The sequence below is a fragment of the Promicromonospora sp. MEB111 genome, from assembly GCF_030209445.1.
Lineage (GTDB): Bacteria > Actinomycetota > Actinomycetes > Actinomycetales > Cellulomonadaceae > Promicromonospora.
On sequence record NZ_JARVSD010000014.1, the window covers coordinates 291263 to 314502 of the forward strand.

At 72.7% G+C, this 23240-nt stretch carries 14 protein-coding genes; 8 read left to right on the top strand and 6 right to left on the bottom strand.

The window, feature by feature from the left end; all coding sequences use genetic code 11:
• Positions 1-95 precede the first annotated feature (95 nt).
• A complete protein-coding gene (pth, locus tag QRN56_RS18650) occupies positions 96-701 on the top strand; it encodes an aminoacyl-tRNA hydrolase (RefSeq protein WP_285105733.1) in 606 nt (201 codons plus the stop codon).
• A gap of 165 nt (positions 702-866) precedes the next feature.
• Positions 867-4817 carry a DUF4082 domain-containing protein gene (locus tag QRN56_RS18655; RefSeq protein ID WP_285105735.1) on the top strand — a complete coding sequence of 1317 codons (3951 nt, stop codon included), beginning with the start codon at positions 867-869 and terminating at the stop codon, positions 4815-4817.
• Positions 4818-4889: 72 nt separating this feature from the next.
• Here QRN56_RS18655 and QRN56_RS18660 read toward each other — a convergent pair whose 3' ends face one another.
• The 5 genes from QRN56_RS18660 to QRN56_RS18680 form a co-directional block, all read right to left on the bottom strand.
• A complete protein-coding gene (locus tag QRN56_RS18660) occupies positions 4890-5690 on the bottom strand; it encodes a hypothetical protein (RefSeq protein WP_285105736.1) in 801 nt (266 codons plus the stop codon).
• Positions 5691-5694: 4 nt separating this feature from the next.
• Positions 5695-6726, bottom strand: a complete 1032-nt coding sequence (locus QRN56_RS18665) for a hypothetical protein (protein ID WP_285105738.1) — start codon at positions 6724-6726, stop codon at positions 5695-5697.
• Entirely contained in the window at positions 6723-7937 is a 1215-nt protein-coding gene (locus tag QRN56_RS18670; protein ID WP_285105740.1) for an MFS transporter, read from the bottom strand. Before QRN56_RS18670 ends, QRN56_RS18665 begins: the two co-directional genes overlap by 4 nt.
• A gap of 257 nt (positions 7938-8194) precedes the next feature.
• Positions 8195-9868 carry an amidohydrolase family protein gene (locus QRN56_RS18675; RefSeq protein WP_285105741.1) on the bottom strand — a complete coding sequence of 558 codons (1674 nt, stop codon included), beginning with the start codon at positions 9866-9868 and terminating at the stop codon, positions 8195-8197.
• Between the two features lie 309 nt (positions 9869-10177).
• Positions 10178-11254: an acyltransferase family protein gene (locus tag QRN56_RS18680; RefSeq protein WP_285105743.1), complete on the bottom strand. Its 1077-nt coding sequence runs from the start codon at positions 11252-11254 to the stop codon at positions 10178-10180.
• 155 nt (positions 11255-11409) lie between these two features.
• On the opposite strand from QRN56_RS18680, the gene mfd reads away from it, so the two are divergent.
• The 6 genes from mfd (at position 11410) to QRN56_RS18710 (ending at position 19655) form a co-directional block, all read left to right on the top strand.
• The gene (gene mfd / locus QRN56_RS18685; RefSeq protein ID WP_285105745.1) at positions 11410-15009 is read left to right on the top strand and encodes a transcription-repair coupling factor; all 3600 of its coding nucleotides are present in this window, start codon (positions 11410-11412) and stop codon (positions 15007-15009) included.
• 115 nt (positions 15010-15124) lie between these two features.
• Positions 15125-16048, top strand: a complete 924-nt coding sequence (locus QRN56_RS18690; protein ID WP_285105747.1) for an ABC transporter substrate-binding protein — start codon at positions 15125-15127, stop codon at positions 16046-16048.
• Positions 16049-16267: 219 nt separating this feature from the next.
• Positions 16268-16570, top strand: a complete 303-nt coding sequence (locus QRN56_RS18695; RefSeq protein ID WP_285105749.1) for a helix-turn-helix transcriptional regulator — start codon at positions 16268-16270, stop codon at positions 16568-16570.
• Between the two features lie 125 nt (positions 16571-16695).
• Positions 16696-17886, top strand: coding sequence for a type II toxin-antitoxin system HipA family toxin (locus tag QRN56_RS18700; protein WP_285105751.1), 1191 nt, complete (start codon positions 16696-16698; stop codon positions 17884-17886).
• Positions 17887-17989: 103 nt separating this feature from the next.
• Positions 17990-18793, top strand: coding sequence for a tryptophan 2,3-dioxygenase (gene kynA, locus QRN56_RS18705; protein ID WP_502928820.1), 804 nt, complete (start codon positions 17990-17992; stop codon positions 18791-18793).
• Complete coding sequence (locus QRN56_RS18710; RefSeq protein WP_285105755.1) at positions 18786-19655, top strand: amidohydrolase family protein; 870 nt, start codon at positions 18786-18788, stop codon at positions 19653-19655. The genes kynA and QRN56_RS18710 overlap by 8 nt, the downstream gene beginning before the upstream one ends.
• Before the next feature lie 147 nt (positions 19656-19802).
• Here the strand turns inward: QRN56_RS18710 and QRN56_RS18715 are convergent, their stop codons facing one another.
• A complete protein-coding gene (locus tag QRN56_RS18715; RefSeq protein WP_285105757.1) occupies positions 19803-23192 on the bottom strand; it encodes a galactose-binding domain-containing protein in 3390 nt (1129 codons plus the stop codon).
• Positions 23193-23240 lie beyond the last annotated feature (48 nt).

The following is a 23240-nucleotide window of genomic DNA, read 5'->3' on the forward strand; positions in this document are numbered from 1 at the left end:
CCCGACCTGTCTCCGCCGTGCCGTCTCCACCGTGCAGTCTCCGGCACGGCGCGGCAGCCCCGCCCCCGTGAACGCCGTCGTGAAGGGAACATGACATGAGCGACCGGCCCTGGCTCGTCGTCGGGCTCGGCAACCCCGGACCCAAGTACGCCGGCAACCGGCACAACGTGGGGCAGATGGTGCTGGACCTGCTGGCCGAGCGCACCGGCGCGCGCTTCTCGAAGCACGCCCGGGCCCAGGCCGTCGTCGCGGAGGCGCGGCTCGGGGTGCTGCCCGGCGGGGCCCCCGGCCCCCGCGTGATCCTCGCGAAGCCGACCACGTACATGAACACCTCGGGCGGCCCGGTCAGCGCGCTCGCGAAGTACTACGACGTCGAGCCCGACCACGTGGTCATGGTGCACGACGAGGTGGACATCCCCTTCGACACCATCAAGCTCAAGGTCGGCGGTGGCGAGGGCGGCCACAACGGCCTGCGCGACACCACCAAGGCGCTCGGCACCAAGGAGTACCACCGGGTGCGCGTCGGCGTCGGCCGCCCGCCCGGCCGTATGGACACCGCCGACTACGTGCTGCGCGACTTCAGCGGCACGGAGAAGAAGGACCTGCCGATCCTGGTCGACGACGCCGCCGACGCCGTCGAGATGCTGCTCACCGAGGGCCTGCTGGCGGCCCAGGGCAAGTACCACGTCGCCAAGGCTTGAGGCCGCCTTCTCGTCCCTCCTGTCAGATCCCCAGATCGCACCCGTGACCTGGGGATCTGGTACGTCCGGCGGGGTCTGACAGCGGTGTATGCAACCGGGTGAACCGGGGGTGATCATGCCGTCCTGGCAGGGCCCAACCGGCATCGACGCTCCTAGGGTGGCGATGTGGGCAGCACCTTCGCAGTTTCGTCACACCGGACCCGCCGGGGCCGTCGTCCCCTCGCGGCCCTCGTCGTCGCCGTCCTCGCGGCCTCGTCAGCGCTGCTGGCGGTGGTTCCCGCGGCGACCGCGGCCGACCCGTGCGCGCCCGGGAGCAAGCCGGTCGTCTGCGAGAACTCGAAGCCCGGCACGTCCCCCGAGGTGTGGGACATCGACCGGTCCGGCGACTCCAGCATCCAGGGCTTCGCCACCGAGATGAGCGTCGACACGGGCAGCCGGGTGTCGTTCAAGATCGACACCGACGCCCGGGCGTACACGATCGACATCTACCGCACCGGCTGGTACCAGGGGCTCGGGGCGCGCAAGATCACGTCGGTCTCGCCGAGCGCCACGCTGCCGCAGCGGCAGCCGGAGTGCGCCTGGGACGTGACCACCGAGCTGGTCGACTGCGGGGGCTGGGGCGTCTCGGCGGGCTGGGACGTGCCGTCCACCGCGGTGTCCGGGGTGTACATCGCCCTGCTGACCAGGACGGACACCGGAGGACAGAGCCACATCACGTTCGTCGTGCGCGACGACGGGTCCACCTCCGACGTCGTCTTCCAGACGGCGGACACCACGTGGCAGGCCTACAACACCTACGGCGGGTCCAGCTTCTACACCGGCGGTGCCAACGGGCGGGCCTACAAGCTCAGCTACAACCGCCCGTTCGCGACCCGCGGGCTGGAGCAGGGCCGCGACTTCTACTTCAGCGCCGAGTACGCCATGGTCCGCTTCCTGGAGCAGAACGGCTACGACGTCACCTACATCGCCGGGGCGGACACCCACCGTGACGGGGCCCGGCTGCTGAACCACAAGGCGTTCCTGTCGGTGGGGCACGACGAGTACTGGTCCGGCCCGCAGCGGGCCGCCGTCGAGCAGGCCCGCGACGCCGGGGTGCACCTGGCCTTCTTCGCCGGCAACGAGATGTACTGGCGCACGCGCTGGGAGCCGTCCGCCGCCGGGCAGCCGTCCGCCTACCGCACCCTCGTCTCGTACAAGGAGACCTGGGGCCGGGACAAGATCGACCCGTCCAGCGAGTGGACCGGGACCTGGCGCGACCCGCGGTACGCGAGCACGGCCGCCGGCGCCGGGCGTCCCGAGAACGGCATCATCGGCACCCTGTACACGACCAACTACTCGGACCTGCCCCTCACGGTCACGGCCGAGGACGGCAAGCTGAGGATCTGGCGGGGGACAACCCTGGGCTCCCTGCCCGCCGGGACCTCGCAGGCGCTCGCGCAGCACACGGTCGGGTACGAGTCGAACGAGGACATCGACAACGGCTTCAGACCGGCTGGCCTGATCCGGATGTCGACGACCGTGGGCAACGTGCCGGAGTACCTGCAGGACTTCGGCAACACCGTGGCTCCGGGCGTCACGAAGCACACCATCACGATGTACAAGGCCACGAGCGGCGCCCTGGTGTTCTCCGCCGGCACGGTGCAGTGGGCCTGGGGCCTGGACCAGGAGCACGACGGGGCCGGCGCCCCGGCGGACTCGCGGATGCGCCAGGCGACGGTCAACCTCTTCGCGGACATGGGCATCCAGCCGGGCACCCTGGCGTCCGGCATCACCCCGGCGACGCGGACGACGGACACCGCCGGGCCGACCACCCAGATCACGAGCCCGGCGGCGGGACAGTCGTACCGCGGCGGGGCGACCGTCACCGTCACGGGCACGGCCACGGACGCCGCCGGCAAGGTGGCCGGCGTGGAGGTGTCGCTCGACGGCGGCAAGTCCTGGCACCCGGCCGAGGGCCGCGCGAGCTGGAAGTACACCGGTCAGGCCTTCGGGTCGGGCGCGACGCAGCTCCGCGCCCGGGCGATCGACGACTCCGCGAACACGGGGGCCGTGGCGACGGTGGGCGCGCAGGTGACCTGCCCGTGCACCGTGTTCGGCACCACCACGCCGCCGAACGGCCCGGCAGACGACCCGTCGGCGGTCGAGCTGGGCATGCGGTTCGTCCCCACGGACAGCGGCTACGTGAGCGGCGTGCGGTTCCACAAGACGTCGGCGAACACGGGCACCCACTTCGGGTCGCTGTGGAGCGCCTCGGGCGAGCAGCTCGCCCGGGTGCAGTTCACCGGCGAGACGGCGACCGGCTGGCAGGAGGCGACGTTCACCAGCCCCGTCCCCGTCGTCGCGGGGCAGGCGTACACGGTGTCCTACACCGCGCCCAACGGCGGCTACACGTCGACCCCGTGGGCCTTCCAGACCAAGGGGCGCGAGGCCGGGCCGCTGACCGTCGCGGGCGGGTTCAGCGCCGCGCCGGCCGGCCTGTACGGCGCGCCGGGCACCGTCCCGACCGAGAACTGGGACAACGCCGCCTACTGGGTGGACGCGGTGTACACGACGAACGACAGCTCGCCGCTGGTCGCTTCCTCGCGGACCCCGGTCCCCGGTGAGGTCAGCGTGCGCCTTGACGCCCCGGTGCGGATCACGTTCTCCAAGAACGTCGTGGCGTCGTCGATCAGCATGACGCTGACCGACGAGGCCGGCACGGCGGCTCCCGGGACCGTGTCGTACGACGCCACCACCCGTACGGCCACCTTCACGCCGTCGTCGCCGCTGGCCGGGTTCGTCACCTACAAGATGGTGGTCACGGCCCGGACGGCCGAGGGCACCACCCTGTCCGACGGCGGCACCTGGAGCTTCCGGACCCTGCGCCCGCCGTCCGCGACCTGCCCGTGCGGCCTGTTCGACGAGACGACGGTGCCGGGCGTCACGGCCGCGGCCGACAACGCCGCCGTCGTGCTGGGCATGCGCTTCACGCCCCGCGTGACCGGCAAGGTCACCGGGCTGCAGTTCTGGAAGTCGACCCAGATGACCGGGCCGTTCGTGGCCTCCCTGTGGGGCAGCGGCGGGCAGCTCGTCGCCCAGGCGACCGTCACCAACCCGGTGGCGCAGGGGTGGCAGGACGTCACGTTCGACACGCCCGCCGACGTGACCGCCGGCCAGGAGTACACGGTGGGCTACCGCGCGCCGTCCGGGCGCTACCCGGTGACGCTCGGCGGGCTCGGCGCCGCCCGGACGGCCGGGGACCTGAGCACGCCGCAGAACGCGGGCGTGTACCTCTACGGCTCCGGCCGCCCGACCACCCAGACGTCCTCGTCCTACCTGGTCGACGTGCAGTTCGAGCCCGCCGCCGCCGCTCCGACCATCACGTCGCGCACGCCGGCCGCCTCCGCGGTCGACGTGGCGACGAGCACCAAGGTCTCGGTCACGGCCTCGCAGACGCTGGCCACCTCCGGCACGACGCTGACGCTGACCGGCCCCGGCGGCCAGGCGGTGTCCGGCACGCTGGCCGTGTCCGGCACGACGGCGACGTTCACGCCAGGGAGCGCCCTGACGCCCGGCGCGGCCTACACGGCGGCGTTCACCGGGAGGACCACCGGCGGGCAGACGCTCGGGCCGACCTCGTGGTCGTTCACCACGAAGGCGGCCGACGGGCAGTGCCCGTGCACGATCTTCGGCGCTGCGGTGCCGCCGGTCGCGTCCGCCGACGACGGCGCGGCCGTGGAGCTCGGCACGCGGTTCACGGCGAGCCGCAACGGCTTCGTCACGGCGGTGCGCTTCTACCGGGGGCCGGCGAACACCGGCACCCAGACGGTGTCGGTGTGGAACTCCGCGGGCACGCGCCTGGCGACGGCCCAGGCGGCGTCGGGCGGGAGCGACGGCTGGCAGACGGTCACCCTGCCCCAGCGGGTGGCGGTCACCGCCGGGAGCACGTACACCGTGTCCTACCTCGCGCCGAACGGCGGGTACGCGGCAGGGTCCGGGTACTTCGCCCAGGCGCGCACCGTCGGCCCGCTGACGGCGCCCGCGAACGCCGGCACCTACGTCTACGGCGGCGGGTTCCCCCAGTACACCTGGCAGAGCACCGGGTACTGGGTGGACCCCGTGTTCACCGACCAGTAGCGGGAGCGGCACCGGCGAGACGGTGAGGCGGACGCCGCCGTGCGGGCGGCGCCCGCCTCACCGTGCGGTCGCTCAGCGCGCCGTCAGCGTGGCGAACACCGTGACCGCGCACCCGTCGCCGTCGCGGACCGTGGTGAGCACCACGCTGTCGCCCTTGCGGGCGAGGTCGACGGTGGTGCGGCGGGGCCGGTTCGCCGTGTCCTTCTCGGCGAAGCCGCCGGAGGTGAACCAGGAGCGGTAGTCGAGCAACACGTCGGTGCACGCGGCGTCGACGGTCGCGTCGAGCGTGACCTGGTAGCGGCCGTCCGACCCGGTGACGGAGCTGGAGTCGACGTCGGCCCCCTTCGGCACCAGGACGACGTCCTGCGGGAAGCCGGCCACGAGGCCGGAGCCGCTGCCGGTCTGCTGTCCGGTGCCGAGCCTGCCGGCGGCCGGGCCGGTGGAGCCGCCCAGGCCGTTCGCGGGCGACCCGTCCTGCGCCACGGGCGGGATCACCTCGCTGCCGTCGCCGCCGCTCTGGCCGCCGCTGCGTCCGTCCGGCGCGGGCGCCGTGGCCCCGGCCTTGCCCGGCTCGGCGTCGGGTTCGGTGCTCGGCCCGGCGCTGGTGCCCGGGTCCGTGCTCGGCTCGGCCGACGCGGTGCCGGCGTCGTCCGGCTCGTCCGACGGCGTGGCCGAGGCCGTGCCGGGACTCGTCGCGGAGGCCGTGCCGTCGTCGGGCGTCCGGCTCGCCTCGGGCGTGCCCGTGCAGCCGGTCAGGACCAGGGCCGCGGCCAGCAGCGGGGCGGCCGCGGTAGTCCTTGCGGCGTTACTCCTTGCGGCGGTACTCCTTGCCGCGCTGCTCCTTGCCGCGAAACTCCTACGGATCGTGCGCATGGTGTCATCCCCTGACCACACTCGGGGACCAGGCCTGCGGGATCGCGACGACCGGGTCGGTCGCTCCGTCCGCGGGCAGGGCCCAGACGTCGGTGGTGCCCGGCTCGTCGGCACGGGGCAGCCCGTAGAGGAGCGTCGTGTCGTCGAGCCAGGTGATCTGGTCGTCGACATTCCGCTCCTCGGTGTCGAGCACGGTGATCGCCATCGTGTCGAGGTCGAGCACCGCAGGGGTCCAGTGCGGCGTGGCCGTACCGGGCTCGCGGGCGTCGTGCTTGAAGGCCAGACGGGTCCCGTCCGGCGACAGCGAGGGGCACTCCACGCCGTCGAGCAGGGTGACGAGGGTGCGGTCGTCCAGGTCGCCCCGCACGAGCCAGGTGCGGCCCAGCGACTGTGACTGGACCGTCGCGTAGAAGGTCCGTTCGTCCGCGAACGTCACTCCCCACACGTTCCGGTCCACGGGGGCCACCCGCTCGCCGTCGACGACCAGCGTGAAGTCCTCGAGGTTGCCGGACACGTCGGAGCCGTCGGCGCGGTGCACCGTCGTCTCCGTGGAGAAGCCCGTCGTGGCGTACGAGTGGCCGGTCACGAACGAGGTGGTGGCCACCAGGCCGTCCGGCGAGAGCCGGGTGCGGCTCGGGACGCCGGGCAGGGGCCAGCTCGCCGTGGCCTGCCACGCGTCGTCGAGCACCTCCGCCTCGTAGGTGGTGACGACGCCGCGGCGGGTGTGCAGGCAGACCGTCGTCTCGCCGTCGGAGTCCACCCGGTCGCAGACGGCGGGCGTCACCTCGCGGGGACCGGACAGGTCGTCCAGCGCGACGGCGGACACCCGGCCGTACAGGTCGCCGGGCGCGGTGCCGCGGAACAGCACGTGCGGGCCGTCCAGCACGTCCTCGGCCACCTCGACCGCGCTCGGTGCGGCCTGCTCGGCCCGGGCGCGCAGCACCTCGGTGGTGACGTACCAGCCGGTACCGGCGAGTACCACCACGGCCAGCACGCCGAACGCCGTGCGTCGGCGCCGGGTCGGGTGCGGGCTCACGCGGGGGACTTCCGCAGCACATAGGCGCAGACCGGCACGGCGAGCACGAGCGCCGCCGTCGCGATCCACAGCGCGTCGACCCGGCCGGTCGCGTACCAGAGCACGCCGAACCCGGCGGAGGCGACCATCCGCGCGACGGCCGTGACCGTCTGGGCGGTGCCGATCGCGGTGCCGCGGACGGCCGCGGGGACCAGCGCGCTGGTCAGCGCGGACAGCACGCCGTCGGTCGCGGCGTAGAAGGCGCCGAGGAGGACCAGGGCGACCACCGTCGTCGTCGTGCCCGCGAAGGGGGCGGCCGCGCACGCGTACGCCGCCGCGAGCAGCACGTGCCCCCACACGAGCACGCGGGCCCGGCCGAAGCGGTCGGCGAACCGGCCGACGGGCGCCGCGAGCAGCATGTACACGGCGTTGGTGCCGACGTACAGCAGCGGGAACCACTGCGTCGCGAAGCCGTCGCGGTCCTGCAGCGCGAGGTAGACGAAGCCGTCGCCCACGGTGAGCAGGCCCAGGAGACCGGCGACGACGAGGAGGCGCACCGTGGCGCCGCCGCGCAGGAAGCTCCACGAGAACGGCCGCCCGGCGAGCTCCAGGCCGCCCGGAGCCTCGCACGTGCAGCCCTTGCACTTGGGCAGCCCGCGGGACTCGCGGGTCCGGTGGGTCTTCAGCCAGGCGGCCTGCCGGGGCCGGAGGTCCGGGACGAGGAACACCAGGGCGCCGACGCCGAGCACCGCGGCGCCGAGCGAGATCACGAAGACCGTCGTGTACCCGTCCGGGATGGCCCAGAGCACCACGAACGCGAGCAGGGGGCCGAGCGCGGCGCCCGCGGTGTCCAGCGCGCGGTGCACCCCGAAGGAGCGCCCGAGGTTGCGCGGGTTGGCCGATGCCGCGATGAGGGCGTCGCGCGGGGCCGTGCGCACACCCTTGCCCACCCGGTCGGTGACCACGAGGCTCGCGATGGCCGGGAGGCCCGCGGCGAACAGCAGGCCGACGCGGGTCAGGGCGGACAGCCCGTAGCCGACGGCGGCGACCCACTTGGGCCGGTCGGTGCGGTCCGCGGCCCAGCCGCCGGCCACCCGGACCAGGGCACCGGCGCCCTGGACGAGCCCGTCGACCACGCCGTACGCGACCACCGACAGACCGAGCGCGGCGGTGACGTACAGGGGCAGGATCGCGGTGACCGCCTCGGAGGAGACGTCCGTCAGGAAGCTCACCACGCCGAGCGTGACCACGGTGGACGAGACCCGTCCGGCGCGGCGGCGCGCGGCGCCCTGCCGGGCGGGTGGTCGCGCGCCCGGCCGGTCTGGGGAAGGAGTTCCGGTCTGTGTGCCGGTCCCTCCCGGAGCAGCGCGGAGGAGCCCTGACATGTCGCTCAGGCTACGGCCGGGGGCATGGGTCCCGACCTGTTCAGCAGGGGTGAACTGGGTTTCTCACCCGGGTGAGGCGGGCCCGTCCCCGCACGCGGTGGCGATCAGTGGGCCTCGGCCCCGGCCCAGGTCGTCAGGTAGCTCTCCGGGCCGCGCGACAGGTCGTCGACGAGGTCCTGGCCGCCCACGAGCCGCAGGTCCTCCACGTAGTCGGGCACCAGGCCGTAGTGGGCCACGCCGTCGACGTTGACGTCCCAGGTGCGCTCGCCGGTGGTCTGCCGGTCGAGCAGGGTGCCGCCGTCGAACGACCGGAACGGGTAGGTCACCGGGTTCGCCGCGGCGTCCTCGCGGGGCGGCGGCGTGCCGCCGAACCCGTTCATGTCGAAGCCGAACCCGATCCCCGCGCCGTACCGGTCGCGGACGGGCGCGGTGCGCTCGTACTCCGCGACGAGCTCGTGGGTGGCGTGGCCGTAGATCGTGGCGAACCCGCCCAGCGCGTAGAGCCGGTCCAGGTAGCTCTCGTCCATCCAGGAGTGCGTCGACAGCACGCCGGGGTAGCCCACGTCCTCCAGGAGGTCGAGGGTCTGGCCGGCGGCCTTCGCGCTCATGTGGTCGATCTCGACCATCATGTTCCGTTCGACCATGCCGCGGACGGCGTAGGCCCCCAGCCCCGTCAGGCCGCGGGTGTTGCAGACCGTGCCCGGCGGGTAGAGGGGCAGGACGGGCGGCAGGTCGTCCTCCAGCTCGGGCGGCAGCTCGCCGTTGCCCGGGTTGTTGTCGTGCGGCTGGTCCGCGGGGCAGGAGCGCGCGTCCCACCAGGTGCCGGTGGACAGGAACTGGCCGGCGTTGATGACGGTGCCGAGGGTGCCCGCGTCGAACCGCACGCCGCACAGCGCGTTGTCGAACTTGTGGCACAGGTACATCGAGCGCACACCGAGGTCGTGGAGCTCGTCGAGGCCGGCGTCGATGTCCGCCCTGGAACAGTTCGGGATCCGCAGGGTCTGCTTGCAGCCGAACGGCTCCGACGTCTCCACGCCGAGCACGACGGCGAGCTTGCCCTCCTCGATCACCTGCCGCGCCTGCTCGCTGCTGGTCACCACCCGGAACCAGCCGCGGCCCGGCCCGCCGTACTGCTCGTCGACGTAGGCCTGGAGGTCGTAGGTGTCCTGCGCCTGGCGGCGGATCGCCGTCATCTCGTCGCAGCTCTGGTAGGTGCCCGGGTTGATCGAGCACAGCAGGCCGTTGGAGACCAGGTCGTTGACGAGCACGCGCTGCCCGCCGCGCCACGCCCGCTCCACCCAGCGGTAGTACATCTGCTGGTGGGTCAGGGAGTCGTGGGCGGGCCAGTCGGCGAAGGTCGGCCAGCCGGTCGTGTCGTGCGTGCCGATCGGGGAGCCGTCCCGCGTCAGGTTCTCCAGCAGCGCGCCGAGCCCGTGCGGCTCGTGCGACGGGCAGTCCCGCAGCGCCGTCTCGATCCCCTGCTCCGAGAACACCTTGCCGCAGACGGCGGCGCCGCCCATGCCGTCCTGCATGAACAGGTGGCTGTGCGCGTCGACGAGGCCGTACACCGTCCCGTCGGGCCGGGTGCCGGTGAAGGGCGTCCCGGTCACGTTCACCGCGGACTCCGGGGTGGGGAGGACGGGCTCGGCCATCGTGTCGGTGGTCCTCGCTGCCGGGGACTCCCGGGCCGCCAGGACGGTCTGCGACGTCGTGCCCGTGGCGGACGCCGGTGACACCAGCGCCGTCGAGCCGAGACCCACCGCGAGCACTGCGGTCACGAGTCCGGCCGTTCGTCTGCTACGTCGCACGCGACCTCCCGCTGGGCGTGGGCGGGGCCGCGGCCGCGCCGGTCAGGACGGCGCCGTCGCCGTACTGAGGGTGAAACAGTAACAGGCAAGCCGCTTACGGGGTAGATATCCGTCAGGTCGGTTGTGGTGTGCTTTCGCGCGGCGCGTGGCGTGCGCGACGGGGGGCGTGACCCGCTGAGTCGGCACCTCTGCTGAGCGTTCGGCAGCTGGCATCGAGATCGGCACAGCCCTGTGCCGATCTCGATGCCAACTGCCGAGTTCGTGGTGCAAACTGCCGAGTCAGCGGCCGCCCGCCAGCCGCCGCGGCGGCACGAACAGCCAGCGCGCGCCGATCCGGGGCGCGAGGGCGCCCAGCCCCAGCCCGACGGCGATCGCCGCCGCCCAGAGGGCCACGGGCAGCCACTGCGACTGCGGCGCCGGGATCCAGACGGCGTTGCGGTACAGCAGGCAGAGCAGCGCGAGCACCACCGACGTGTGCGTGACGAAGACCGGCAGCGTGCGCGCGCCGATCCAGCGCAGCCCGAGCGCGCCGGGCACCCGGGAGACCAGCACGCTCACCGCCACGCCGGCCGGCACGCCGGCGACGTTGGCCAGCAGGTACAGCCCGGGGATGTCGGCGAGGCCGAGGTCGCGCACCGTGATCTGGATGCCGAGCCACAGGCCGACGGCGACCAGCGCCCAGAGCCAGGTGGCGCGCTCGGCGAACCGTTCGAGCAGCGGCCGCAGGTGCAGGCCCGCCAGGAAGAACAGTGCGAACTGCGCCGTGCCGCGCCACGCGATGCTCTCCGGCTCCCAGCCGGCCAGCGCCCACCCGCTCACGGCTGCCGCCGCCAGGAGCTGCAGCGGCACGGGGACCCGGCGCAGCAGGCGCGCGAGCACGAAGAACGCGGCCAGCGTCCAGAGGAACCACAGCTCCGACCGGGGGACCAGCAGCGACCAGGCGAGGTCGTGCGCGAGGGTGCCCCAGCCGGCGTCCGCCACCTGGTAGTAGCCCGTGAGCAGGCGCACCACCAGGGAGATCGGCTCCCACAGCACGAAGACCCAGGCGAAGTGGAGCAGCTTGCCGCGGGCCAGCCGGGACCACGGCACCGTCGTCCACTTCCCGGCGAACATGCCGGCGACCGCGAAGAACAGCGGCATGCGCAGGCTGCGCAGCGTCTCGTTGACCTCCCGCAGGACGCTCACCTCGTAGCCCGTGGACCACGTCCAGTTGGTCGCGTGGTAGAGCACCACGAGTCCGATGGCGAGGCCGCGCGCGGCGTCGGGCCAGGCGAGGCGGACGGCGCCACGGCGCGCGAGGGTGGCGTCCGGACGCACGGGAGTGCCGTGCCGCGGGGTGCCGGAGGGGGTGAACATCGCCGGTCATCGTAGGACAGAGCGGGACGGAAGGCACCGCAAACTGCGGTGTCGGTGTCCAGGAGTAGCCTGGGATCCAGCCCCTCACCCCATGACCCCTCCCCGGGTCATGCCCGTGAAGGGCCCGTCGTCGTGCGCCCTCGAAGGACAGATCTATGAACCTCACCGGCCTGCTCCCCACTCTTCTGCGTGATCCCGGCGCGTCCGCCGCCGTCGAGCACGTGCGCGCCCGCGGCTTCGCCGACGTGGTGAGTCCGGTGGGGGTGCGTCCGCCGCTGCTGGTGGCCGCGGCCGAGCGGCGGCCCCTCGTGGTGGTGACCGCGACGGGGAGGGAGGCCGACGACCTGGCCGCGAGCCTGCGCGGCTACCTCCCGGAGGAGCGGGGCGACGAGGTCGCCGTGCTCCCCGCCTGGGAGACCCTGCCGCACGAGCGGCTCAGTCCGCGCGCGGACACCGTCGCCAAGCGCCTGGCCGTGTTCCGCCGGCTCGCGCACCCGGCCGAGGGGCACGGGCAGGCGAGCGAGGTCCGGCTGCTGGTGATGCCGGTCCGGGCCCTGCTCCAGCCCGTCGTCGAGGGCCTGGGGGAGCTGGCGCCCGTCCAGCTCGAGACCGGCACCACCGCCGACCTGACCGACGTGGCCGAGCGGCTCACCGCCGCCGCCTACACGCGGGTGGACATGGTGGAGCGCCGCGGCGAGTTCGCCGTGCGCGGCGGCATTCTGGACGTGTTCCCACCCACGGAGGACCACCCGCTGCGGTGCGAGTTCTGGGGTGACGAGGTCACGGAGATCCGCTGGTTCGCCGTGGCCGACCAGCGCAGCCTGGAGATCGCGGAGCACGGCGTCTGGGCGCCGCCGTGCCGCGAGATCCTGCTGACGGACGCCGTCCGGGCCCGCGCGGCGGAGCTGGTGGAGACGCTGCCGGGCGCGGTCGAGATGCTGGACAAGCTCGCCGCCGGCGTGGCCGTGGAGGGCATGGAGTCGCTCGCCCCGGTGCTGGTGGACCGCATGGTCCCCGTGCTGGAGCTGGTGCCCGACGACGCGCTGCTCGTGGTCAACGAGCCCGAGCGCGTGCGGCGCCGCGCGCACGACCTGGTGGCGACCACCGAGGAGTTCCTCGCCGCGGCCTGGACCGGTGCCGTCGCGGGTGGTGCGGCGCCCATCGACCTGTCCGCGGCCTCCTTCGAGACCTTCGCCGAGGTGCGCGAGATCGCGGCCCGGCGCGGCCTGGGCTGGTGGACCCTCTCCGCCTTCACGCAGGACACGGAGCTCACCGACGGGTCGGACGACGCGTCGTCGGGCACCGACGAGACCGTGTTCACGATCAGGGCGCGCGACGTCGAGTCGTACCGCGGCGACCTCGCGCGCGCCCTCGACGACGTGCACGGGTTGCAGGTCGCCAGCTGGCGGCTCGTGCTGACCACCGAGGGCCACGGCCCGGCCAAGCGCATGACCGAGCAGCTCTCCGCGGCCGGCACCGCTGCCCGGCTGGCGGTGTCGCTGGAGGAGGAGCCCGAGCCCGGCGTCGTGCACGTGCTGGCCGGCGGCGTGGGCAAGGGCTTCGTGGCCCCCGAGCTGCAGCTCGCCGTCTTCTCCGAGCAGGACCTGACCGGTCGCGCCGGCGCGAACACCCGCGACATGCGCCGGATGCCCAGCCGGCGCCGCAACGTCGTGGACCCGCTGCAGCTCAAGGCGGACGACTACGTGGTGCACGAGCAGCACGGCGTCGGCCGGTTCGTCGAGATGGCCCAGCGCACCATGGGCACCGGCGGCAACCGGGCCACCCGCGAGTACCTCGTGATCGAGTACGCGAGCAGCAAGCGCGGCCAGCCGGGCGACCGGCTGTTCGTGCCCACCGACCAGCTCGACCAGGTCACCAAGTACACGGGCGGGGAGTCGCCGTCGCTGTCCAAGATGGGTGGCGCCGACTGGAAGAACACCAAGGCCAAGGCCCGCAAGCACGTGCGCGAGATCGCGAGCGAGCTGATCCGGCTCTACAGCGCGCGCATGGCGACCGAGGGCCACGCCTACGGCCCCGACACCCCGTGGCAGCGCGAGCTGGAGGACGCGTTCGCCTACGTCGAGACGCCCGACCAGCTCGCCACCATCGACGAGGTCAAGGCCGACATGGAGAAGTCCGTGCCGATGGACCGCCTGGTCTGCGGCGACGTCGGCTACGGCAAGACCGAGATCGCCATCCGGGCCGCCTTCAAGGCGGTGCAGGACGGCAAGCAGGTCGCCGTGCTGGTGCCCACGACGCTCCTGGTGCAGCAGCACTTCGAGACCTTCTCCGAGCGGTACACCGGGTTCCCCGTGACCGTGCGCGCGCTGAGCCGCTTCCAGTCGGCCAAGGACTCCGAGGAGACGCTCGCCGGGCTCAAGGACGGCAGCGTCGACATCGTGATCGGCACCCACCGCCTCATCACCGGGTCCGTCGCCTTCAAGGACCTGGGCCTCGTGGTCATCGACGAGGAGCAGCGCTTCGGCGTCGAGCACAAGGAGACGCTCAAGCAGCTCCGCACCAACGTGGACGTGCTGGCCATGTCCGCCACCCCGATCCCGCGCACGCTGGAGATGGCGGTGACCGGCATCCGCGAGATGTCCACGCTGGCCACGCCCCCGGAGGAGCGCCACCCCGTGCTCACCTACGTGGGCGCGTACGAGGAGAAGCAGATCGCGGCCGCCCTGCGCCGGGAGCTGCTGCGCGAGGGTCAGGTCTTCTACGTGCACAACAAGGTGGAGACCATCCAGCGCGCCGCGTCCCGGCTGAGCGAGCTCGTGCCCGAGGCCCGGATCGGCGTGGCCCACGGCAAGATGAGCGAGCACCAGCTCGACCAGGTCATCCGCGCCTTCTGGGAGAAGGAGCTCGACGTGCTGGTGTGCACCACGATCATCGAGACCGGCCTGGACATCTCCAACGCCAACACCCTGATCCTGGAGCGCTCCGACATGCTGGGCCTGTCCCAGCTCCACCAGCTCCGCGGGCGCGTCGGGCGCGGGCGCGAGCGCGCCTACGCCTACTTCCTGTACCCGCCCGAGAAGCCGCTCACCGAGACCGCGCACGACCGGCTCGCCACCATGGCCGCCCACACCGACCTCGGCGCGGGCATGCAGATCGCCATGAAGGACCTCGAGATCCGCGGTGCGGGCAACCTGCTCGGCGGCGAGCAGTCCGGCCACATCGCCGGCGTCGGCTTCGACCTCTACGTACGCATGGTGGGCGAGGCCGTGTCCGCCTTCCGCGGGGACACCGAGGAGGAGGCGCCCGAGGTCACCATCGAGCTGCCGGTCGACGCGCACCTGCCCGAGGCCTACATCGCCACCGAGCGGCTGCGGCTGGAGGCGTACAAGAAGATCGCCGCCGCGCACGACGCCGCGGCGCTCGCAGAGGTCCGCGCCGAGCTCACCGACCGCTACGGCGCCCTGCCCGAGGTCGCGGGCGCGCTGTTCGACGTCGCCGACTTCCGCAACCACGCGCGAGAGGCCGAGCTGACGGACATCACGGCCCAGGGCAAGTACATCCGGTTCGCGCCGGTCAACCTGCCGGAGTCGGCGCAGCTCCGGCTCAAGCGGCTCTACCCGGGCACCATCCTCAAGCCGGCCATCCGGGCGATCCTCGTGCCGTTCCCGACGACGGCGCGGATCGGCGGGCGGCCGTTGCGCGGGACCGAGGTGCTGGAGTGGGCGCGGAACCTCATCGACGCGGTGATTCTGGCGGACGTGGGGGCTGCCGCTAAGGTCGGCACACGCTCGTGACCCCAGGCCTCACGTCCGTGGGATAGGTGAAACTCGAATTCACAGCAACTCACCCGGACCGTATAGGCTCCACCCGCGTAACCCGCTCATCATGTCGTTTCGTGGAGGACACCGCATGGCACTCGGACATCGCGTGCGTGGACACCGTGCACGCGCGGTCATCGGCTCGATCGCGGCGCTGGCCGCGCTCGGCGGCCTGTTGACCGGCTGCGCGACCGATTCCGCCGAGTCGGCGGAGAGTACCGCGGTCGAGGTGCGCCCGGAGCTGCGCGCACTGCTACCGGGCGAGCTGCGTGCGGAGTCGGCACGCATCGCCGTCGGTACGGAGTCGGGCTACCCGCCCTTCGAGTACACGAACGAGGCCGGACGCATCGTCGGCTTCGAGATCGACCTGTTCGACGCCGCGTCGAAGCGGCTGGGCCTGAAGTACAACTTCGTGGACATGCCGTGGGACTCGCTGGTCACCGAGCTGTACGCGAGCAACGTCGACGTCGTGGCCGCCGCGATGTCGGACACCCCCGAGCGGCAGGCCGATTCCGACTTCGTCGACTACTACAACGACAGCGACGCGATCATGGTCCCGGCAGGCAACCCCGAGGGCATCAAGAACCTCAAGGACCTGTGCGGCCGCCCGGTTGCGGTCCTCGTCGAGACCACGCAGGCGGACGCCCTGGCGGCGCTCAACGCCAACCAGTGCCAGGCCAACCCGGTCACCGTGCTGACGTTCGAGACGGACGCCGACGCGCTCGCCCAGGTCCAGGCGGGCAAGGCGGACGCGGAGCTCACCCAGTGGTCGACGGGTGCGTACAACGCCAAGCAGGTCGGCTCGGGCGACATCTTCCAGGTGGCCAACACCGAGATCATCAACCCGACGCCGCTCGGGTTCCGGTTCCCCAAGGGCGACGTCGAGATGGTGCGGGCCTACCAGGCCGCGGTGCAGAGCATCATCGACGACGGCACCTACGCCGAGATCCTGGCGAAGCACGACCTCTCCGCTGGTGCCCTGACCACGGCCACGGTGAACAACCAGCAGCCGTAGGAACGCGCCGCTGAACGTCACGCGCGACGGGCCGTCCCACACACCGTGGGGCGGCCCGTTCTGTGTCTCCGGAAGGTCGCTCGTGCGGCCCCGCGACGTCCTGCCGACGGGCCGTCACGGTTCCTTCCTCGGAAGGCACGCTCCGCATCGCGAAATAACGGTCACCCTGGTGACCGTTAGGGGGCCCGTCGGTTAGCCTGATAACCGAAAGGAGCAGTCATGGCCAGAACATCCCTCCGCACCCAGCGCGATCTCGCGTCGCTCGGCGACCACGTGCGCGCCTGGCGCAAGATCCACGGCCTCACGGCCCAGCTCGTCGCCGATCGTGCGGGCATCACGCGCACGACGCTGCGAGCCATCGAGACCGGCACGGGAACGGTCAGCCTCGAGAACACGTTCGCGGTGCTGCGGGTGCTCGGCGTGGCCGACGCCATCGTCGGCGCGAGCGACCCGCTGACCACCGAGATGGGCCGGTTCCACGCGGAACGGGCCCTGCCGCAGCGGGTGAGAGTCCCCAACTGAGCAGACCGAGCCAACCGAGCCCGAGCCGACGGAGCCCGAGCCAACCGAGAGGGTGATCGCCGTTGTCGATACGTGTCGAGGTCGAGCTACCAGGCGGTGGACAGGTCCCCGCAGGTGACCTCGACATGCATCTCAACCGGGGCGGCGCCCTCGTCGGCTGCACGTTCCGGTACGACGCCGCATACCTGCGCGACCAGCGCGCCTACGCCCTGTGCCCCGAGCTGCCCCTGACGCCGGGCAACATCCCGTCGGGCAGCGACCGGCCCCTCTTCGGCGTCCTCGCCGACTGCCAGCCCGACCAGTGGGGCCGCACCCTGCTGTTCAACGCGGAGCGGCGCGCCGCCCGCGCGGAGGGCCGCGGGTTCATGACGCTGACCGAGGTGGACTTCCTGCTCGGCGTCCAGGACGAGACCCGGCTGGGCGCGCTGCGTTTCTCCCTCGACGACGGCAAGACGTTCATGGGGCCGCCCCGCGCGGAGGTCCCCGACCTGGTGGACCTGCCCTCGCTGACGGACGCCGCGGACGCCGTCGCGCAGCACCGGGAGACCGACCACGACGTGCGGCTGCTGGTCGCGGCCGGGACCTCCATGGGTGGCGCCCGCCCCAAGGTGACCGTGAAGGACGCCGAGGGCGACCTGTGGATGGCCAAGCTGCCCGAGACCGGCGACCGGTGGGACGTGCAGGCCTGGGAGTACCTGACGCTGCGGCTGGCCTCGGACGCCGGCATCGAGGTGCCCGTGGCGCGGCTGCACCGCATCGGCCCGTCGCGCTCCATCCTGCTCACCCGCCGTTTCGACCGGCGTCCGGACCGCGGGCGGATCGGCTTCCTGTCCGCGGACAGCCTGACGCAGAAGGCGTTCTTCGAGGTCATCGACTACCGGACGCTCGCGGAGACGCTGGCGGACCACTCCGGGCGGCCGGCCACGGACGGGCACGACCTGTTCCGCCGGGTCGCGTTCACGCTGCTCGTGCGCAACGTGGACGACCACATGAAGAACCACGGGTTCCTGCGGCGCGCGGACGGCTGGTCGCTGTCCCCGCTGTTCGACGTGAACCCCAACCCGTTCGCCGTCGTGGAGTCCACGCCGCTGCGCCCCGGCAGCACCCGGATCGACCGGGACGTGCGCGTGCTGCTCGCCACCGCCGACTCCTACGGCTTACGGCAGGACGACGCGCGGCGCGTGCTCGCCGAGGTGGCCGCCGCGACGTCGGGCTGGTCGCGGATCGCGCGCGACATGTCCCTGCCGCCCGAGGAGATCGCGCTGATGGCGGAGGCGTTCGAGAACCCGAACCGGGACGAGGCCCAGGCGGCCTGACCACGGGGCGGCCCGGCCCGGCGGCGCGCGGGGTTACGCTCGGCAGGTGACCAGCAACACCCGGCCCATCGAGGCCTCCATCCGCACGGACTTCCGCGACGAGATGGACTACGGCTCCTACCTGGGGCTCGACGCGCTCCTCTCGGCGCAGCACCCGGTGAGCGACCCGCCGCACCACGACGAGCTGCTGTTCATCATCCAGCACCAGACCACGGAGCTGTGGCTCAAGCTCGTGGTGCACGAGCTGCGGGGCGTGCGGCGGTTCCTGGACGCCGACGACCTGCCCCGCGCCCTCAAGGGCCTGGCCCGGGTCAAGCACATCCAGCGGACCATCACCGAGCAGTGGTCCGTCCTGGCGACCCTCACCCCGAGCGAGTACGCGGAGTTCCGCGGCTCGCTGGGGCAGTCCTCCGGCTTCCAGTCCCACCAGTACCGGGCCGTGGAGTTCCTGCTCGGCAACAAGCACGCCGGGATGCTCCAGGTCTTCCGGGACAAGCCAGAGATCCACGCCCAGCTCGCGCAGCTGCTGGACGAGCCCACGGTCTACGACGCGTTCCTCCGCCTGCTGGCGCGGCGCGGGCACGCCGTCCCGGCCGAGATCCTGGAACGCGACGTCACGCAGGCCTGGACCGAGCACCCCGAGCTGGTCGCCGTCTTCAAGACGATCTACGAGGACCCGCACGCGTACTGGGAGCTGTACGAGGCGTGCGAGGACCTGGTCGACATCGAGGACGCGTTCCAGCTCTGGCGGTTCCGCCACCTGCGCACGGTGCAGCGCACCATCGGGTTCAAGACCGGCACGGGCGGCTCCAGCGGCGTCGGCTTCCTCAAGCGCGCGCTGGACCTGACGTTCTTCCCCGAGCTCATCTCGGTCCGCACCGAGATCGACGGCCCGCTCGGTGCCTGAGGCGGTCCGCGGCACGCTCCCTGGTACGACGCTCCCGGGCGTCGTCGACCACCACGTGCACCTGGGCCTGGTCGACCGGGCGCTGCTGGCCGACGGCCCGGTCGTCGAGGTGCACGACCTGGGCTGGGACCCGCGCGAGGTGGCCGCCTGGGCGGCCGCACCGCCGTCGGGCCTCCGGGTCCGGTACGCCGGGCCGTTCCACACCGCGCCCGGCGGGTACCCGACCGGCCGCTCGTGGGCGCCGGACGCCGCGGTGCGGCACGTCGTCTCACCGGATCACGCGACGGCGGCGGTGGCCGACGTCGTCGCCGCGGGCGGCTTCGCGGTCAAGGTAGCCCTCCACGCGGGCATGTCCCTGCTGCCCGACGACGTGCTGCGCGCGCTCGTCGACGCGGCGCACGCGGCGGGGCTGCCGGTCCTCGTCCACGCCGAGGGCGCCGGCCAGGCGGAGCGGGCGATCGACTCGGGTGCGGACACGCTGGTGCACGTGCCGTGGACGGAGCCGCTGCCGGCGGACGTGATCGCCCGCGCTGTCCACATGACCTGGATCTCCACCCTCGCGATCCACGACGGACCCGGTGGCTCGGCCGGTCTGGAGCTGGCGCTCGACAACGCGCGGCGGTTCGTCGCGGCGGGCGGGCGGCTCGTGTACGGCACGGACCTGGGCAACGGGCCTGCGCCGGCCGGGGTGAACGAGCGCGAGATCGAGCTGCTCGGCACGGTGCTCACGGGGGAGGCGCTGCGCCGTGCCGTCCTCGGCCCGCTCGATGCGGCTCCCGCGTTGACCGCCGCGCTGCCCATGCCGGACACGGCGGCGGATCTGATCGCCTGGCTCCGCGCGTCCACCCGACTACCCCGCTGACTCGCCGCACGGGGTGCGACGAGTCAGCGGGTTGGTCGGACCACCCCACTGACTCGGCCGACGGGATGTGGCGAGTCAGTGGGGTAGTCCGACCATCTCGCTGACTCGGCCGACGGGCGATGGCGAGTCAGCGAGATGGTCGGTGAGCTAGTTGCGGTTGATCGTGAACGTCGAGGTCGGGTTCTCGATGTCGCGGTAGTTGTTCTGCAGCGTCAGGCCGTTGAACGTCGCCGACCCGACCGCCGGTCCCTGCCCCGCCTCCGGCAACGGGTTGGCCCAGATGCCGTAACCCGACTTGGCGTCGTACGCGTCGCCGCTGCGCTGGGCGCCGGTGATCGACACGTCGGTGAACACGGTGTCCTGCACCGGGTTGACCGGCTGCCCGCCGATGTACTGGGTCTGGAACATGATCCCGGAGTACGTCGGGTCCACGATGTCGAGGTCGTTCACCCGGATCGCGGTGAACGTCTTCGACGCCGAGAACAGCCACACCGCCGGGAACACCTGCGCGCCCCAGAAGTGCCCGCCGGAGCGCACGACGGAGATGCCCTCGAAGACGGTCGGCGCGGGGCCGAACCCCTCCATCGGGTACCCGAAGTCCAGCGAGCTGATGGTCACGCCCGAGTACACGAGCGTGTCGGCGATGTAGATGTTGCGGAACGTGTTGTCCTGCCCGCCGTAGACGGCCAGGCCCGCCGCCCGCCAGGTGTTCGTGGACGTCAGGTTCTCGAACACGTTGCCGCGCTGGCCGCTGCCCCCGGCGTCGGTCGCCGCGAACAGGGCGAACGAGTCGTCCCCGGTACCCCGCGCCTGGTTGTTGTGCACGTGGTTGTTCGCGCTGCCGTTGGTCATGTTCAGCGCGTCGGCGAACGTGTTCCGGATCCGCGAGTCCTTGATCTCCGAGTCGTCCATGTTGGCCGCCCAGAACATGCAGATCATGTGCTCGACCCAGATGTTGTCGATCGTCATGTCCCGCACGTTGGCGAAGTCGAACACCTTGCCCGGACCGTCGATCCGCGACGTGTAGTTGCCGAAGTAGGCGAAGTCGCGGAACGTCGAGCCGTTCGCCGTCCCCTCGGCCCGGAAGCCGATGTCCGTGTTCTCCTGGCCCGCCGGGGCGAGGAACCGGGTGAACCACGGCCCGGCGCCCACGACGTCCACGGCCTTGCCGTAGACCTGGAACTTGCTGGCCGTCTGGTAGTCGCCCGCAGGCAGGTAGACGCCGGCCAGGTTGCCGGTCGTGTCCATCCGGAACCGGTCGAGCGCGTTCTGCACGTCCTGGTGCGTGAACCCGGTGGGCTGCACGTACCGCGCCGGGTCCGGGTTGGCCTGCGGCGTCGCCTGCTCCAGGTCCACGAAGTCGACGGTGTACGGGCCGGGGTTGCTCGCCGTCTTCTGCAGGCGGATGGTCGAGCCCGCCGGGACGTTCCGCCCGAGCAGGGCGTTCGCCTCGTCGTAGATGTGCCGCGGGGCACCCTGGCCGGGCTGGTTGCCCGGGCTGGCCTCGTTGCCGTACAGCCAGGCGTAGCGCGAGGTCAGGTCGATGTTCTTGACGAACTGCCCGTCCACGTAGACCCCGAGCGAGCCGCTGGTGCCACCGCCGCCCGCGGCGTCGGGCATCGAGAACCGCACCACCAGGGAGTTGGTGGGCGCCCGCGTGGTCCACTCGACGTAGGAGCCGGTCTGCCCGAGCGTCACGGCCTTGCGGCCGGACGCCTCGCCGGCCAGGTCGCCGACCACCCGGTTGGGCCCGATCACGGTGGCGCCGCCGCCGGCCGCGCCGTCCTCCGCCTCGTAGGTGTCGAACGGCAGGTTCGCGCCGCGGCCGATGAACAGCGACCGGGTCACCTCGTTGTTCGCCCGCTTGGCCGCGACCTCGGTCGGGTCGGGGGCCGCCGTGACGGTCACGTCGTACGAGCCGTCGGCCGCCGTCCAGGTGCCCAGGTTCACGCTCTGGCTCGTGGCACCCGGTGCGATGGCCCCGGAGACCGAGCCGGTCAGGGTGCGCACCACCGCGCCGGAGCCGTTCCGCAGCACCACGGTGAGGCCGTGCGCGCCGGACGACGCGGCCACGGTGCCCCGGTTCGCGATCGTCGCCGAGAACGTGACCGTCTCGCCCGCGGCCGGGGTGCTCGGCGTCCACGACACGGTCGGCACCAGGTCGGAGCTGGCGATCTCCGTGACCACCAGCGGGTCCGGCCGCGTGTAGCCGTTGTCGCTCTCGGACTGCTCGGCGACGCCGCCCGACGGGTCCGCCTCCGCGCCGATCTCGTACGACCCCGCCGGCAGCGCGCTGGCGCCCGCGCTGACCGTGGCCTGCGCACCCGCGGCGAGCGCGCCCACCTGGCCGGTGGCCACCTCGTCACCGTCGACCGTGAACGACACGTCGGTGGCCGCCGAGGCCCGGGTGCCGATGTTCTTCACGACGGCGGACAGCGTGACGTCGTCCGACTCCGTCGGCGATGCCGGGGTGGCCGTGACGCCCGTGACCACGAGGTTCGGGTTGGCCGCGGGCGTGCCGAACACCTGCAGCTCCGCCACCTGGCCGTTGCCCGAGCCCGTGTTCGCGGTGAACCGCAGGCGTACCTCCTGCGCGGTTCCCGTGACCGGCACGGTCACGGTGTTGCCCGTCGCGGGGGAGAAGGCACGTGCGGCGGACGGCGCGAGCGTGCTCCACGCGTCGCCGGACCCGGTCCGGCCCTGTACCTCGAAGGTCTGCGTGCGCGGTCCCCACGCGGTGGCCGGCGGCAGCTTCACGACGACGTCGCTCAGCTCGGCCGCGGACTCCAGCGTCACCGCCAGGGTGCTCGGGTACTGCCCGCCCGCACCCTCCCAGTAGGTGCCGGTGTTGCCGTCCGTGGCGTTCGCGGCGACGTACGTCCACTCCGTCGACGACGCCGCGGCCGGCCGGCCCGCCGCGAGGTCCGTGCCGTCGGCCGGCTCCTCCGGGTCGGGGGCGTCCCGCGTGCCGCGCACCTCCAGCTCCGAGAGCTGACCGGCCGGCCAGCCCGTGTTCGCCGTGATCGCGACCCGCACGTAGCGCGCGTCCGTGTTCGGCACGTCGATGGTCACCGTGTTGCCCGACGCCGGGTCGAACCGGCGGGCGGCGCTCGCGGACAGCGTGGTGAAGGTGGAGCCGTCGGCGCCTGCCTGGACCGACAGGGTCTGCGTGCGGGCCTCCCACCCGGCGGGCAGCTTGAGCACCACCTCCTCGACGGTGGCGCCGGAGCCGAGGTCGACCTGCGCCCACTGCGGCAGGCTGTTGTTGGTCGACTCCCAGTACGTGGCGGGGTTCCCGTCGGTGAGGTTGTCGGCCAGGTAGGGGGCGTTGGCGCTGCTGGCCGCGGCGGCGGCGCCCGCGGACAGGACGGCGGGCGCGGCGGCGGCCGGCGTCGGTACGAGGACCACCGCGGCGAGGGCCGTGGTGGTGAGTGCTGACAGGAGCCCGGGGGCGAGCCCCCGTCGTGGTGCATGGCGTGCGGCGGAGCGGAACATCATCGTCCCCGATCTCCCGTCGTCGTCGACGGGGGTCGTCACCAGGATTGACCTTGGGTACTTGCCATGGTTCTGTACGTAAAAACGCAT